Annotated in this window: 13 protein-coding genes; 10 read left to right on the top strand and 3 right to left on the bottom strand. The window is 70.1% G+C overall.

The window, feature by feature from the left end; all coding sequences use genetic code 11:
• Positions 1 to 19 precede the first annotated feature (19 nt).
• Positions 20 to 634, bottom strand: coding sequence for a hypothetical protein (locus tag WFH00_RS04975; protein WP_336659534.1), 615 nt, complete (start codon positions 632 to 634; stop codon positions 20 to 22).
• A gap of 100 nt (positions 635 to 734) precedes the next feature.
• A complete protein-coding gene (locus tag WFH00_RS04970; protein ID WP_336659533.1) occupies positions 735 to 1,970 on the bottom strand; it encodes a DUF349 domain-containing protein in 1,236 nt (411 codons plus the stop codon).
• Between the two features lie 212 nt (positions 1,971 to 2,182).
• Here WFH00_RS04970 and WFH00_RS04965 point away from each other — a divergent pair, with 212 nt between their 5' ends.
• From WFH00_RS04965 to aroB, 10 genes are all read left to right on the top strand, one after another.
• A complete protein-coding gene (locus WFH00_RS04965) occupies positions 2,183 to 3,460 on the top strand; it encodes a replication-associated recombination protein A (RefSeq protein ID WP_336659745.1) in 1,278 nt (425 codons plus the stop codon).
• Between the two features lie 292 nt (positions 3,461 to 3,752).
• Positions 3,753 to 4,382 (top strand): 30S ribosomal protein S4, encoded by a 630-nt coding sequence (gene rpsD, locus WFH00_RS04960; protein WP_336659532.1) that lies wholly within the window; start codon positions 3,753 to 3,755, stop codon positions 4,380 to 4,382.
• 153 nt (positions 4,383 to 4,535) lie between these two features.
• On the top strand, positions 4,536 to 4,766 hold the full coding sequence (locus WFH00_RS04955; protein ID WP_336659531.1) for a hypothetical protein: 231 nt from the start codon (positions 4,536 to 4,538) through the stop codon (positions 4,764 to 4,766).
• Between the two features lie 76 nt (positions 4,767 to 4,842).
• Positions 4,843 to 7,494 carry an alanine--tRNA ligase gene (gene alaS / locus WFH00_RS04950; RefSeq protein WP_336659530.1) on the top strand — a complete coding sequence of 884 codons (2,652 nt, stop codon included), beginning with the start codon at positions 4,843 to 4,845 and terminating at the stop codon, positions 7,492 to 7,494.
• A 2-nt stretch (positions 7,495 to 7,496) separates the two neighbouring features.
• Positions 7,497 to 7,991, top strand: a complete 495-nt coding sequence (ruvX, locus tag WFH00_RS04945) for a Holliday junction resolvase RuvX (protein WP_336659529.1) — start codon at positions 7,497 to 7,499, stop codon at positions 7,989 to 7,991.
• Positions 7,988 to 9,094, top strand: coding sequence for an endolytic transglycosylase MltG (gene mltG / locus WFH00_RS04940; protein WP_336659528.1), 1,107 nt, complete (start codon positions 7,988 to 7,990; stop codon positions 9,092 to 9,094). The genes ruvX and mltG overlap by 4 nt, the downstream gene beginning before the upstream one ends.
• Positions 9,095 to 9,931 carry a shikimate dehydrogenase family protein gene (locus WFH00_RS04935; protein WP_336659527.1) on the top strand — a complete coding sequence of 279 codons (837 nt, stop codon included), beginning with the start codon at positions 9,095 to 9,097 and terminating at the stop codon, positions 9,929 to 9,931.
• An 82-nt stretch (positions 9,932 to 10,013) separates the two neighbouring features.
• Positions 10,014 to 11,210 (top strand): chorismate synthase, encoded by a 1,197-nt coding sequence (gene aroC / locus WFH00_RS04930; protein WP_336659526.1) that lies wholly within the window; start codon positions 10,014 to 10,016, stop codon positions 11,208 to 11,210.
• A 13-nt stretch (positions 11,211 to 11,223) separates the two neighbouring features.
• Complete coding sequence (locus WFH00_RS04925; protein ID WP_336659525.1) at positions 11,224 to 11,979, top strand: shikimate kinase; 756 nt, start codon at positions 11,224 to 11,226, stop codon at positions 11,977 to 11,979.
• A 2-nt stretch (positions 11,980 to 11,981) separates the two neighbouring features.
• Entirely contained in the window at positions 11,982 to 13,091 is a 1,110-nt protein-coding gene (gene aroB, locus WFH00_RS04920) for a 3-dehydroquinate synthase (protein ID WP_336659523.1), read from the top strand.
• On the opposite strand, the gene WFH00_RS04915 is transcribed toward aroB, so the two are convergent.
• Positions 13,088 to 14,560: an AAA family ATPase gene (locus WFH00_RS04915; protein ID WP_336659522.1), complete on the bottom strand. Its 1,473-nt coding sequence runs from the start codon at positions 14,558 to 14,560 to the stop codon at positions 13,088 to 13,090. The two genes, aroB and WFH00_RS04915, sit on opposite strands and share 4 nt — an antisense overlap.
• Positions 14,561 to 14,595: the final 35 nt, after the last annotated feature.

Here is a 14,595-nt window from a genome sequence, read left to right as displayed (position 1 = left end):
CGGCTCAGCCCCGAGCGTTTCAGAGCTCCGCGAGACGCCTCCGCGCGACCTGCCTCCTCCGGCGCGCACCCTCGGCGAGGTGTTGACACGCGCCCGCGCGTCCGGCGGGCAGCCGCAGGAGCAGAAGCCGGCACGCCACGCGTTCCACCCGGGAGAGCTCCTCGCTCGAACGCAGCACGTCGCAGAGCGTACGCGCGGGAGTCGTCACCCCGCCTCGGCCGAACCAGACGATGTCATGTTCATCGAGCGAATAGTGGTGCAGCTTCACGCGTGAGTGAGGGGGAAATTGGCGGCGCTCGCGACCGATGGTCGAGCACTCGAGCAGCGTGTGGGGCGTGCGCATCGCGCCCCACACCCACGCAGCTGTCGCGCCCACCGCGACGACCGGTCCGCCCGACTTGGGTGTGAGCCACGGCGCCAGCGCGGAGAGTCGCACGCGCGGCGTCTCGGGCCAGGCGACGGGGCGGAGGCCCGGACCGCAGCGGACGAGTGTGCCCCTGAGCCGCTCCGCGGAGCGGATGGCCTCGGGCCAGTGCTCGAGTGCGGGGACGCGCAGTGTGGGGCGGCGCGGGGGAGCCGAGGCAGAAAATGGTGCGGCGAGGGCGAGCGAGGGCGGTGGAATGTAGCGGGTCATACTCCCCATGCTGCCGGAGCGGGCGCACAGCCGAGCGCCCCGGTGCGGCATCTGTGGAAAAGTTGCCGCGCCCGGGGCGCTCAGTGTCGTGGGGAAAGTTCTAGTCGCCGATCGCCGCGAGCCAGGACTGCTGCGTTGCGAGCTTCTCCTCGGCCTCGCTGACCTTCTTCGCGTTCCCCGCGGCGCGGGCCGCGTCGAGCTCTGCCGTGAGGTCGGCGATCGATGCTTCGAGCTGACCGCGCAGGCCCTCGCTCCGCGCCTTCGTCTCCGGGTTGGTCTTCTGCCAGTGCTCTTCCTCGAGCTGCTTCACGTGATCCTCAATGGCGCGCAAGCGCCCCTCGATCTCGCGCAGCGATTCGCGGGGCACGCGGCCGATCTCGTCCCAACGGATCTGGATCGCGGTGAGCTGCTTGCGCGCGGCCGCGTGGTCGCGGACCTGCAAGATGGGCTCAGCCTCGTCGAGCAGCGCGCTCTTCGCCGTCAGATTCTCGGCGTACTCCTCGTTGGTCTGCGCGACCTCCGCGGCCTTCGCCTGGTACAGCACGTCGCCGGCCGCCTTGAAGCGCGCCCAGAGCTGGTCATCGAGCTTGCGGCTCGCTCGACCGGCAGCCTTCCACTCGTCGAGGAGCGAGCGATACGCGGGGATGCCCTCGATGCCGCGAGGCGCGAGCGCCTCGGCGGCCGCGATGATGCGCTCCTTGCGCTGCTTCACGTCCTTGTTATTCGCGTCCATCTGCGCGAAGTGCGCGCGGCGAGCGGAGTCGAAGCTCTGGCGAGCGGTGCGGAAACGCTTCCATAGCGCGTCGGCCTGCGACTTCGGAATCTGCGGACCGGTGCGCTGCGCGGTCTGCCAGTCGGTGAAGAGCTGCTCGAACGCCTGGCTCGTGTCCTTCCAGCGGATCGACGCCTCCGGCTGCCCGGCGAGACGCTCTGCTTCGGCGGCAATCGCCTCGCGCTGCGCTACGGCTTCCTGGCGGGCGGCCTCCCGCTCCGCCTGCTGCTTTTCGCCGAGGGCAGCCGTCTTCTCGCCGAGCTTCTCGACGCGCGCACGGAGGCTCGCGATATCGCCCACGGCGGCCGGCTCGACGAGCTGCTCGCGCAGCTTCGCGACGCTGTCTGCCGCAGATGCGTCAGCGGTACCACGCGCCACACGAGCCTCGAGCAGCGTGACCTGGCCCTCGAGGTCGGCGAACTTTCGCGTGAAGTAGGCGAGCGCCTCCTCGGGAGTGCCGTCGGGGTAGGAGCCGACCGAGCGCTCGGTATCTCCCTCGCGCACGTAGACCGTGCGATCCTCGTCGACTCGTCCCCAGGACGTCTCGTTGCTCGATTCGCTCACGATTCTGCTCACCTGTCGTGTGTGGGGCCGGCTCGCCGGCCAGACGGAATAGTCACCCCCACTATGCCATACCGTGCGGGCGCGGGTTCGGGCGCGCGGCGGCTGCAGTAGCGCGGCTCCCGGCCGCCTCCGTCAATGTCGGTGGTGGTCGATAGCATGGTGCCGTGGAATCGAGACCCGCTCCTGCGCAGACAGCACCGCTTGCGGTGCGCATGCGGCCGCGCTCGCTCGATGAGGTGGTCGGTCAGCAGCGCCTGCTGAAGCCCGGCTCGCCGCTCCGCACGCTCGCGGCGGCGGGTGACGGTGGCGGGGGAGCCGTGTCGGTGATTCTCTGGGGGCCACCGGGCACGGGAAAGACGACGCTCGCGCAGGCAATCGCCCACTCGAGCGGTCGGCGCTTCGTCGAGCTCTCCGCCGTGACCGCCGGCATTAAAGACGTGCGCACGGTGATGGAGCGCGCACTCAACGACCGCGATCTCTACGACATCGCAACGGTGCTCTTCCTCGACGAGATCCATCGCTTCACGAAGGCGCAGCAGGACGCGCTGCTTCCGGGTGTCGAGAACGGCTGGGTCACGCTCGTCGCTGCGACGACGGAGAACCCATCGTTCTCGGTGATCAGCCCGCTCCTCTCCCGCTCCCTGCTGCTGACCCTCGAGCCCCTCGCGGATCCGGACCTCCGCGAGCTCCTCGAGCGGGCCGTCACCGACCCTCGCGGCCTCGGGGGAGCCGTGTCGGTAGAGGGCGAGGCGCTCGACGCGCTCGTGCAGCTCGCGTCGGGTGACGCCCGTCGGGCGCTGACCGCGCTCGAGGCCGCGGGATCCTCGGCCATCGCGAGCGCGGAAGACAACGAGCCCGCGATCGTCACGGCCGAGACCGTCGCGATCTCGGTCGATCGCGCGCTCCTGCGTTACGACCGCAACGGCGATCAGCACTACGACGTCATCAGTGCGTTCATCAAGTCGATGCGCGGCTCGGATCCCGACGCGGCGATCCACTACCTGGCGCGCATGATCGAAGCGGGGGAGGATCCGCGGTTCATCGCCCGGCGGCTCATGGTGCACGCGGCCGAAGACGTGGGGATGGCGGATCCGCAGGCGCTGCAGATCGCGGTGGCAGCGGCGGAGGCGACGCAGCTCATCGGGCTGCCCGAGGCGCGGATCCCGCTCGCGGAGGCGACCATATATATAGCGACCGCCCCGAAGTCGAACGCCGTGATCAGCGCGATCGATGCGGCGATCAGCGACGTGAAGGCGGGCCGGTTCGGTCTCGTGCCGAAGCACCTCCGCGACGCGCACTATCCGGGGGCGAAGAAGATGGGCCACGGCAAGGGGTACCGCTACCCGCACAGCGACCCGCGCGGCGTTTCCACACAGCAGTATCTCCCCGATGAGCTGCGGGACCGGGTGTATTACGAGCCGACGCAGCACGGCAACGAGCGCGAGGTGGCGGATCGCCTGGAGAAGATCCGCCGGATCACGAGGGGCTGACCGCGCTGAGCAGAGCCCATACGCGCCGGCAATCGCCCGTGTCGCGATCAGGGTCAACGCCCGACCCGCAAAGCTGCTAAGCTTTTCGTTGGCCAACATCGCCCTCGCTGCCGGCTGCACGCGAGCGGTGACTGGCAGTCGCCCTGTAGCCGGGTTGCTGCACTGGTCGTTCCCTCACCGAAACACGGTTCGCTGAGTCGCGTGCATCACTCGTTGATGCGGGCTCAGCATGGCCGAGAGAACATTGCGCGCCACTCTGGCGCTGCACAGCAAGTAACCCGAAAGGACCCACGTGTCGACTACGTCGCGTACCCGTTCCCAGACCCGCCTCTCCCGTTCGCTCGGGATCGCGCTGACGCCGAAGGCTGCACGCTACCTCGAGAAGCGCCCCTACGGCCCCGGCCAGCACGGCCGCACCAAGCGCAAGAGCGACAGCGACTACGCCGTTCGTCTGCGCGAGAAGCAGCGTCTTCGCGCCCAGTACGGCATCCGCGAGAAGCAGCTGCAGATCGCGTTCAAGGAGGCGCGTCGCCAGGACGGCCTGACCGGTGAGAACCTCGTCGAGATCCTCGAAATGCGTCTTGACGCGCTCGTGCTCCGCTCGGGTCTCGCGCGCACCACGGCGCAGGCTCGTCAGCTCGTCGTGCACCGCCACATCCTCGTCGACGGCAAGATCGTCGACCGTCCCTCCTTCCGCGTGAAGCCGGGGCAGCTCATCCACGTCAAGGAGCGCTCGGAGGGCCTCGAGCCGTTCCAGGTTGCAGCCGCCGGCGGTCACGCCGAGGTGCTCCCGAACGTCCCGGGCTACCTGGAGGTCGAGCTCGACAAGCTCCAGGCTCGCCTGGTGCGTCGTCCGAAGCGCGCCGAGGTTCCCGTGACCTGTGAAGTTCAGCTCGTCGTCGAGTACTACTCGGGCCGCTAAGCAGCACGTTTCCGTTCAGACGGGGCGCCGGATTCGTTCTGGTGCCCCGTTTGGCGTATCACCGGGAGGCGCGAAGGCCCACCCGCTAAGCTTGATGAGTGCTGCGGCGCCCTCGGCGCGCCCCGCGCATCGCCGCCATTGGAGGGAAGACACATGGGCAAGCTGTTCTGGCTGCTGACCGGAGTCGTACTTGGATTTGTCGGTGCGCACTTCGTCAACCAATCCCCGGAGGGGCGCCGCTTCTTCGAGCGGCTGAACCGCGGGGTCGATGAGTTCGGACGCGCGTTCGCCGCTGGCTACGAGGCCGAGGTCGACGACGACCCCGAGGATGAGGCGGCAGAGGACGCCGAGGCACTCGGCGCCGCCCTGCGTGCGCGCGGCTGATCCGCCACCGCCTCACCGCCCCCGTCGCACCCCCAACCACAGACTTTCGCCACCACTCTTCACAGAAAGACCACGGATGCAGACTGCCGAAATCCACCGTCGCTGGCTCGACTTCTTCGAGAAGAAGGGCCACACCGTGGTCCCGTCGGCGTCGCTCATCAGCGACGACCCGAGCCTGATGTTCACGGTGGCCGGCATGGTGCCGTTCGTGCCGTACCTCTCCGGCATGGTGCCCGCACCCTATGAGCGCGCGACGAGCGTGCAGAAGTGCATCCGCACGAACGATATCGAGGAGGTCGGCAAGACTCCCCGCCACGGCACGTTCTTCCAGATGGCCGGCAATTTCTCGTTCGGCGACTACTTCAAGGAAGATGCAATCCGCTTCGCGTGGGAACTGCTGACGACGAGCGAGGCGGACGGCGGCCTCGGCTTCGACGCGAAGGACCTCTGGGTCACGGTGTACGAGGAGGATGCGGAGGCGCTCGCCCTGTGGCAGCAGCACTCGACGCTGCCCGACGATCGCATCCAGAAGCTCGGCAAGGACACGAATTACTGGTCGACCGGCCAGCCCGGCCCCGCGGGCCCCTGCTCCGAGATCTTCTACGATCTCGGCCCCGAGTACGGCATCGACGGCGGCCCGGCGACCGACGACGACCGCTACGTCGAGATCTGGAACCTCGTGTTCATGCAGTACGAGGTCACGAACGTGCGCTCGAAGATCGACTTCGACATCGTCGGCGAGCTGCCGAAGAAGAACATCGACACCGGCCTGGGCCTCGAGCGCGTCGCGTTCATCAAGCAGGGCGTGCAGAACATGTACGAGATCGACCAGGTGCGCCCGGTGCTCGATCGCGCGGCTGACCTGGCGGGCAAGACCTACGGTGCGGATCACGCGGACGACGTGCGACTGCGCGTCATCGCGGACCATGTGCGGAGCGGCCTGATGCTCATCGCCGACGGGGTCACGCCGTCGAACGAGGGTCGGGGCTATATCCTCCGTCGTCTCCTCCGCCGCGTCACGTTGTCGATGCGCCTGCTCGGCGTCGAGGGTCCGAGCTTCGCGGAGCTCTTCCCGGTGTCGCGCGACGCGATGGCGGCGGCGTACCCGGCGGTCGCGAACAATTTCGACTTCATTTCCCGCGTCGCCTACGCCGAGGAGAAGACGTTCCTCCGGACCCTCGCCTCCGGTATCCAGATTCTCGATTCCGCGGTCGAAGAGGCGAAGTCGGCCGGTGCGGCCGTGCCGGGCGACACCGCGTTCCTGCTGCACGACACCCACGGCTTCCCGGTCGAGCTGACGCTCGAGATCGCGGAGGAGGCGGGCGTGCCCGTCGACGCCGAGGTGTTCGCGACGCTCATGCAGGAGCAGCGCGACCGGGCGAAGGCCGACGCGAAGGCGAAGAAGGGCCAGCGCGCCGACCTCTCCGTGTACAAGGAGCTGCGCGGCCTCGGCGAGACGCTCTTCACCGGCTATGACGAGCTGGTGCACGAGAGTCGCGTGCTCGGCATCGTCGTCGATGGCGCTCCGGTCACCGAGGCGCACGAGGGCGATATCGCCGAGCTCGTGCTCTCGGAAACCTCGCTCTTCGCTGAGTCGGGCGGCCAGGATTCGGACCAGGGCGTGATCGTGGGCGACGGCTTCGAGGCCGAGGTGCTCGACGTGCAGAAGCCCGTGCAGGGCCTCATCGTGCACACGGTCAAAGTCGTGATCGGCACGGTCGGTCTCGACGCGCGCGCGGAGACCCGCGTCGACGCCGACTACCGCCGCGGGGCAACTCAGGCGCACTCGGGCACCCACATCGTGCACGCGGCGCTGCGCGAGGTGCTCGGACCGAACGCGCATCAGGCGGGCTCCTACAATAAGGCGGGGTACCTCCGCCTCGACTTCACGCACTCCGATGCGCTCTCGACGGAGACGAAGAGCGAGATCGAGGAGATCTCGAACCTCGCGATCCGCTCCGACTACGAGGTCGTGACGCGCGAGATGCCGCTCGACGAGGCGAAGGCGCTCGGCGCCATGGCGCTCTTCGGCGAGAAGTACGGCGAGCGTGTGCGTGTCGTCGACATCGGCGGCCCCTGGTCTCGCGAGCTCTGCGCGGGCACGCACGTGTCAAGCTCCTCCGAGATCGGCATGATCAGCCTCGTCTCCGAGAGTTCGGTCGGCTCCACGAACCGTCGTGTCGAGTCGCTCGTCGGCATCGAGGCGTTCCGCAACTTCGCTGCCGAGCGCGCGATCGTGCAGCAGCTCACGGGCGGGCTCAAGGTGCCGCGCGCCGAGCTCGTGACGAAGGTGCAGGATCTCGGCGCGCAGCTGCGTGCGGCGGAGAAGAAGATCGCGGCGCTCGAGGCTGAGAAGCTCGGTCAGCGCGTGCCCGAGCTCATCGCCGGCGCTGAACAGCTCGGCGGCGTACGCGCGGTGCTCGCATCGCTCGGAGACGTCGGTTCGGCCGACGACCTGCGCGGGCTGGCGCTCTCGATCCGCGAGCAGCTGGGCGCCACGCCCGGCGTCGTGGTGCTCGCGGGCGTGGCGGGCGGCAAGCCGGTCGTCATTGCGGCGACGAACCCCGCGGGCCGCGAGGCGGGCGCCCGCGCGGGCGCGCTCGTGCGCGTCGGAGCGCAGGTGCTGGGCGGCGGCGGCGGCGGTAAGGACGACCTCGCGCAGGGCGGCGGAACCGACGCTTCTCAGATCGATGCGGCGCTCGCCGAGATCCGACGGACGCTGAGCTGAGCGTGCGAACCGGCGTTCGGCTCGGGATCGATGTGGGCAAGGCTCGCATCGGTGTAGCGCGGTGCGACCTGCACGGCATGATCGCGACTCCGGTCGAGACGGTGCCGCGAGCGGCGAGCGGAAGTGCGGACACCGCGAGGATCGCCGAGATCGCGCGCGAGCTCGAAGCAATGGAGGCCGTGGTGGGTCTGCCACTGAATCTGCGCGGCGAGCGGACTCCGTCGACGGAGGACGCGGTAGCATTCGCGGAGCGGCTGGCCGCTCACCTCGCGGCCGATGGTGTCGCGGTGCGTCTCGTCGACGAACGCCTATCAACGGTCTCGGCGCAGGGGCAGTTGCGCCAGGCCGGGAAGAAGACGAAGCAGAGCCGCTCGGTGATCGACCAGGCAGCGGCCGTAGTGATCCTGCAGCACGCCCTCGATATCGAGCGAGCGAGCGGCCGAGCACCGGGGCAGCCGGTGGATCTCGAGGAAGCGACCGAGGAGGGCGCGGAATGAATGCACGGAGTCGAGGCGCTCGAAGCGAGCGAAGCCACGTCGGTCGGCGCGTACTGATCTCGCTGATCGTCGCCGTGGTGCTCCTCGGCGGACTCGCCGCGGCGGGCTCTTACGTCTGGTCGCAGTTCGGCCCGGCCATCTCCGAGACCTTCGGCTGGACGTCGAACGACTACGAGGGCAAGGGCAAGGGGAAGACCGTCGTGGTCATCACCGAGGGCGAGATCGGCGAGGACATCGCGGCGTCGCTCGCAGAGGCCGGCGTCGTCAAGACCTCCGAAGCGTTCTACGAGCTGCTGCTCGATCAGGACGAGGAGGTCGCGTTCCAACCCGGTTCCTATCAAATGAAGCTTCAGATGAGCTCGCAGGCGGCGCTCGATGCCCTGCAGGATCCTGAGAATCGCATGGCGTTCACCGCGATGATTCCCGAGGGCAAGACCGTTGAACAGACGCTCGAAATCGTCTCCGCGGGAGCGGATATCCCGCTCAAGGAATTGAAGCAGGCGGCGAAAGATCCGGCAGCGTTCGGCCTGCCCGAGGGAGTCGAGAGCCTTGAAGGCTGGCTGTTCCCCGCGACCTACGAGTTCGAGAGCGACACGACGGGTGCTCAGGCGATCCAGCGGCTGGTTGACACGCAGGTGCAGGTGCTCGACGAGCTCGGCGCGCCCCCCGAGTCGCGCGAGGAGGTGCTCACGAAGGCGTCGATCGTGCAGCGCGAGGGCGGCCGCATCGAGGACTTCCCGAAGGTCGCGCGCGTCATCGAGAACCGCCTCGCGAGCGGCATGCTGCTGCAGATGGACTCGACGGCGCAGTACGGCTTCGGGCAGCACGAGGACGGCAACGTGTGGTCGACCGACGAGGCGCTGGCCGACGACAACCCCTGGAACACGTACGTGAACGAGGGCCTGCCCGCGGGCCCGATCGCGAACCCGGGTCGTGATGCGATCGCCGCGGTGCTCGACCCGCCCGCGGGGGACTGGATCTACTTCGTCGCGGTGAACCTCGACACGGGCGAGTCGGTGTTCTCGTCGACGCAGGAGGAGCACGACGCGGCGACGGCGCAGCTCAACGAGTGGTGCCTCGCGAACCCGGGCAAGGGCTGCTGAGTGCCCCGTCGACTCGCGGTGCTCGGTTCGCCGATCCACCACTCACGGTCACCGCGTATTCACGCCGCGGCCTATGCGGTGCTCGGGCTCGACTGGTCCTATGAGGCCATCGAGCGCACGGAGCCCGAGCTCGAGGGCTTCCTCGGCTCTCGCGGCGACGAGTGGCTCGGGTTCTCGCTCACGATGCCGCTGAAAAGCGAGGGGCGCCGGATCGCGCGTGAGCTCGACCCGGTCGCCGTCGAGAGCGGTGTCGTGAATACGCTCCGTAAGCTGCCCGAGGGCGCCTGGGCCGGCTACAACACCGACGTCGCCGGGCTCGCCGCGGCGATCCGGAAGGCGGAGCTCGACGTGACGAGCACCTGGGTGATCGGCTCGGGGGCGACGGCGGTCTCCGCGATCATGGCGGCGCGGAGCCTCGGTGCGCGGCACGTCGAGGTCGTCGCCCGCAACGTCCAGGCGGTGAGTGATCTCGTGGCGCGGTTCGGCGGCGAGGGGCGCGGGTTGCACATGAGCGGGACGCCGCTTGAGCGTGCCTCGGCGTCGCTGCGCTCCGCTTCCCGCCCGACCCTCGTCATCTCGACGCTGCCCGGGCCCGCCGCCGCAACGATCGCGCTGTCGGGCGAGCTCATGCAGGTTCCGCTCTTCGACGTCGCCTACGACCCCTGGCCGTCACCGCTCGCCGAGCGCTGGCGCGCCGCAGGAGGCGTCGCGACTCCGGGCACGGAGATGCTGGTCGAGCAGGCCCTGGTACAGGTGCGGATCTTCACGAGCGGCGATCCCGAGCTGCCGCTCGATCGCGAGGAGGCCGTGCTCGCCGCAATGCGCGCGGCGGTGTGACCGGCGGCGTGCTCGGAACCTGATGGGCGCCTCCGCCCCCGTCCGCGCAAACGGCTCCGCTCGGTGTGGGAGGATAGCAAGTATGCTGCGTTGGCTGACCGCCGGAGAATCTCACGGCCCTGAACTGATCGCCGTCCTTGAGGGGCTGCCCGCGGGCGTCCCCGTTTCGCTCGATGGGATCCGCGAGGATCTCGCCCGTCGCAAGCTCGGCTATGGCCGCGGCTCGCGCATGAAGTTCGAGCAGGACGAGCTCCTCGTGTCGGGCGGCGTCGTGCAGGGCGTCTCGATCGGCGGCCCGGTCGCGATCCGGATCGGCAACACCGAGTGGCCCAAGTGGACCGAGGTCATGTCGGCCGAGCCGACGGAACTCTCCGAGAAGTCCCGCGGTCGCGGCGCGCCCCTCACCCGGCCGCGCCCCGGCCACGCCGACCTCACCGGGATGCAGAAGTACGGCTTCGATGAGGCCCGCCCGGTGCTCGAGCGCGCGAGCGCCCGGGAGACGGCGGCCCGCGTCGCCCTCGGCGCCGTCGCGCGCGCGTTCCTCGCGGAGCTCGGGATCCGCCTCGTGAGCCACACGCTTTCGATGGGCGACATCGTGGTGCCCGAGGGGTCACCGCTGCCGCGTCCCGAAGACGTGGCCGCGCTCGACGCCGATCCGCTGCGCTGCTTCGATGCCGACACGAGCGCGCGCATGGTCGCGGAGGTCGACGACACGAAGAAGTCGGGCGACACGCTCGGCGGCATCGTCGAGGTGCTCGCTTACGGGCTCCCGCCCGGGCTCGGCTCCTACGTGCACTGGGATCGTCGCCTCGACTCCCGCCTGGCCGGAGCGCTCATGGGCATCCAGGCCATCAAGGCGGTCGAGGTGGGCGATGGCTTCGAGACGACGCGACGCCGCGGTTCTGCCGCGCACGACGAGCTCCACATCGACGGCGGGCGGATCGCGCGCGAGACCTCGCGCGCCGGCGGCATCGAGGGCGGCATGACGACGGGGCAGGTGCTGCGCGTGCGCGCCGGTATGAAGCCGATCGCGACCGTGCCGCACGCGCTCCCCACAATCGACGTGGCGACCGGCGAGGAGTCGAAGGCGCACCACCAGCGCAGCGACGTCTCGGCGGTTCCGGCCGCGGGCGTCGTCGCCGAGGCGATGACCGCGCTCGTGCTCGCGGATGCCGTCACCGAGAAGTTCGGCGGCGACAGCGTGGCGGAGACCCGACGGAACCTCGAAGCCTACGTCGCGGCGATCCCGGAGCGGCTGTCGACCGTCATCGAGTCGTGAGCGGGCGCGCGCGGTGAACGCCAAGCGACGGGTTGCCCGCGACGCGGGTCCGCCCGCGGAGCGGCCGAAGCCCACGCCACCGACGCAGCCGCTGCACGTCGTCACGCCTGAGGAAGCCGAGGCCGCTGCGCGCGCGAAACGCGGGTCCGCCGAGAGCGGCGCCCCGGCGGCGTCGCCGCGATCCCGAGCCCGCAGGCGGCGGCGACGTCGTTCGACCGCGGCGCTGCCCGATCGCGCGATCGTGTTCGTCGGGCCGATGGCCGCGGGCAAGACCAGCCTCGGAAAGCGCGTGGCCCGGGAGCTCGGCGTGCCGTTCGTCGACACCGATGCCGTCATCGTGCGGCAGCACGGGGCGATCACTGACTTCTTCGCAAAGCACGGGGAGCCGGAGTTCCGCCGCGTCGAGGCGGAGGTCATCGCTGAGGAGCTCGCCGCGGAGGGCTGCCGCATCGTCGCGCTCGGCGGCGGAGCGGTGCTCACGGAGCGCACCCGCGAGCTCCTCGCGGCGCATCCGGTCGTGCTGCTCATGACGACGCAGGCGGCGGTCTTGCGCACCGCGAACCTCTCGCGCAGGCCGCTCCTGCGCGACGACCCCGAAGCGTGGGGGCGGATCCTGAAGGAGCGCCGCCCGCTTTACGAAGCCGTGGCCGATGTCACGTTCCGCACGGACCGCGCCACGCAGGAGCAGCTCGTGCGACGCGTCGCCCAGTGGGCGCGGGCGTACGCGCGACGACAGCGATCCGCCGCCCCTCGCGGCGAGAAGGAGTAGGAATGACGAACGCAGCAGCGGACGGCCAGGAGACTCAGGGCGTGACGGAGATCGCCGTCACGGGGGAGAGCTCGTACACCGTGACGGTCGGCCGGGGCGTGCTCGACCGGGTGCCCGAGGCGCTCGGTGATCGCGTGAACCAGGTGCTCATCGTGCACACGCCGACCGTGGGCAAGATCGCGAACGACCTGCGCGAGTCGCTGCAGGGGCGGTATGCGCAGGTGCTGCTCGCGGAGGTGCCGGACGCCGAGTCGGCGAAGCGGGTGGAGGTCGCGGCGTTCTGCTGGCAGATCCTCGGGCAGGCCGACTTCACGCGCACCGACGCGGTGATCGGGCTCGGCGGCGGTGCCGTCACCGATCTCGCGGGCTTCGTCGCGGCGACCTGGCTGCGGGGCGTGCGCCTCGTGCAGATTCCGACGACCGTGCTCGGCATGGTCGACGCCTCGGTGGGCGGGAAAACCGGTATCAACACGGCCGAGGGCAAGAACCTCGTGGGCAGCTTCTACGCGCCCGCCGCGGTGATCTGCGACCTCGACCTGCTGGGCTCCCTGCCCCGCAACGAGATTCTTGCGGGCTTCGCGGAGGTCGCGAAGTGCGGGTTCATCGCCGAGCCCGAGATCCTCGACATTCTGGAGCGCGACGTGGAGCGGGCGACCGACCCGTCGACGCCCGAGTTCCAGCGCGTGGTCGAACTCTCGATCGGTGTGAAAGCGCGGGTCGTGTCCGAGGACTTCCGCGAGGGAGGCCTGCGCGAGATCCTCAACTACGGCCACACGCTCGGCCACGCGATCGAACACGCCGAGCGCTACCAGTGGCGGCACGGCGTCGCGATCTCGATCGGCATGATGTACGCGGCCGAGCTGGGGCGACTCGCGGGGGCGCTCTCGGACGAGGCCGTGGATCGGCACCGGCAAATCCTCACCTCGCTCACCCTGCCGCTCTCGTACCCGGCCGGCCGCTGGCCCGGGCTGCTCGCGGCCATGCAGCGCGATAAGAAGGCGCGCGCGGGCATGCTGCGGTTCATCGTGCTCGACGAGATCGGCAAGCCGCGGGTGCTCGCGGGCGTCGACGAGTCGATGCTGCAGTTCGCGTACCAGGAGATCGCAAGCTAGGCGGAAGCGCTCCCGATCCGGAACCCCTGCCCCTCGAGGATCATCGCGAGCACGCGGCGGTCCTCGCGGTGCATCACGCCCTCGACGAAGCGGGTGAGCGCGCGATCGAGCGGCACGGCGCCCGCGCTCCCGGCGACCTTCTGGAGGATCGCGACGAGGGTGCGCGGCGCGAGCACGGCCTCCTCGAGCCCAGGCCTCCCGTCGATCTCGCGCTCCGTGCTCACGTAGTCGGAGAAGCCCTCACCGTGCTCGCCCGCGAAGACCTGCTGGCTGATAAAGGCGGCGCGCGCGACGCGGAGCAGCTCGTCCGCGGGGAGCCCGGGAGGCAGCTCGCCCCGCGAGTCGACCACCGCGGCCGTCGCGAGCAGCGCGTTCTCAGCGGGCAGCTCGTCGTAGGAGCGCCCGGTGTCGGGGTAGTGCACGCGGTAGGCGTTGGCGCCGAAGCGGTTCACGAGCTCGGCACTCAGCCGGTCGAGGCCGCGGTAGCGGTGGGGCGTCTGCTCATTGGCAGTGGCGAGGATCGCGAAGCCCGGGGCGATCCGCACCTCCCGGCCGCCGTTCTCCTGGACCCCGAACGCGTCCCCGGGGCGGAGCTGGAGAATGCGGTTGAGGCGCTTGAGAAATTCCGCGGGCATGGCGTTGAGCTCGTCGAGGATGACGGGTCGGCCGTCGGTCATCGCGCGGAGGAGGGGCCCGGCGATGAACACGCTCACCGTGGCACCGTTCTCGGAGCGCAGCTCATGCGTGCCGATGAGCTGCGCTCCCGTGATGTCGCCGTAGCCCGATACGAACTCGGGCTCGGAACCCACCGCGCGCCGCGAGAGGTGCTCGGCGAGCGCGGTTTTCGCGCCGCCGGTCTCGCCGACGAGGAGCACCGGGTCGCCGCGGAGCACGGCGGGCAGCGCCTCGGAGATGATGCCGCGCATCTGGTCGGTCTCGAGGAGTCCGTCGCGGAGCTGGCGAGCCGCTTCGGCGAGGCGGGCTGCGCCCAGCACGTCGAGCACGGCGTCGCGGCGTTCGGGGGAGTCGATGCGTTCGCGCCAGGCGGCGCTGGTACGGGCTGAGCTGGCGCCCTGGGCGCTCTCGTCCTCGTGGGCCCGCCCGCCCGCCCGGAGCTCGCGCACCCGCACGCCCTCGCCCGCGGTGAGCGCTCGCCCCGCGGCGACGGCCCGAGCGACGAGCGCGTCTGCGGCGGCGAGGCGCGCTTCGCGGGCGGCGCGTTCCCGCTTCGCGTCGACGGCGATGCGGAGCACGCGCGCACGCTCGTCGAGGGCCGCGTCGATCATCGCGCGGTGGCTGGCATCGCTCAGGATCGCGTCGAGGCGGGATTCGAGCGCGGCGAGATCCGTGCGGTGCTCGGCGATCTCGCTGGGGCGTGCGGCTGTGGAGAGGGCGCGGCGCACGCGGCGGCGCTCCGCGGCGAGGGATCGTGCCTCACGGAGCACCGGGTCAGCGTCGAAGGCCAGCATGCCCGTCACGCTACCATCGCGGGCGCGGCGCGAAC

Origin of the sequence: Leucobacter sp. USHLN153 (assembly GCF_037145615.1) — a bacterium.
GTDB lineage: Bacteria > Actinomycetota > Actinomycetes > Actinomycetales > Microbacteriaceae > Leucobacter.
This window is presented reverse-complemented; position numbering and strand designations above follow the sequence as displayed.

Bases quoted from the DNA above. Each gene is read 5' to 3' on its own strand.
- alaS (WP_336659530.1), top strand. From the start codon at position 4,843: ATGCAGACTGCCGAAATCCACCGTCGCTGGCTCGACTTCTTCGAGAAG.
- WFH00_RS04965 (WP_336659745.1), top strand. From the start codon at position 2,183: ATGCGGCCGCGCTCGCTCGATGAGGTGGTCGGTCAGCAGCGCCTGCTG.
- WFH00_RS04915 (WP_336659522.1), bottom strand. From the start codon at position 14,560: ATGCTGGCCTTCGACGCTGACCCGGTGCTCCGTGAGGCACGATCCCTC.
- aroB (WP_336659523.1), top strand. From the start codon at position 11,982: ATGACGAACGCAGCAGCGGACGGCCAGGAGACTCAGGGCGTGACGGAG.
- mltG (WP_336659528.1), top strand. From the start codon at position 7,988: ATGAATGCACGGAGTCGAGGCGCTCGAAGCGAGCGAAGCCACGTCGGT.
- aroC (WP_336659526.1), top strand. From the start codon at position 10,014: ATGCTGCGTTGGCTGACCGCCGGAGAATCTCACGGCCCTGAACTGATC.
- WFH00_RS04975 (WP_336659534.1), bottom strand. From the start codon at position 634: ATGACCCGCTACATTCCACCGCCCTCGCTCGCCCTCGCCGCACCATTT.
- WFH00_RS04955 (WP_336659531.1), top strand. From the start codon at position 4,536: ATGGGCAAGCTGTTCTGGCTGCTGACCGGAGTCGTACTTGGATTTGTC.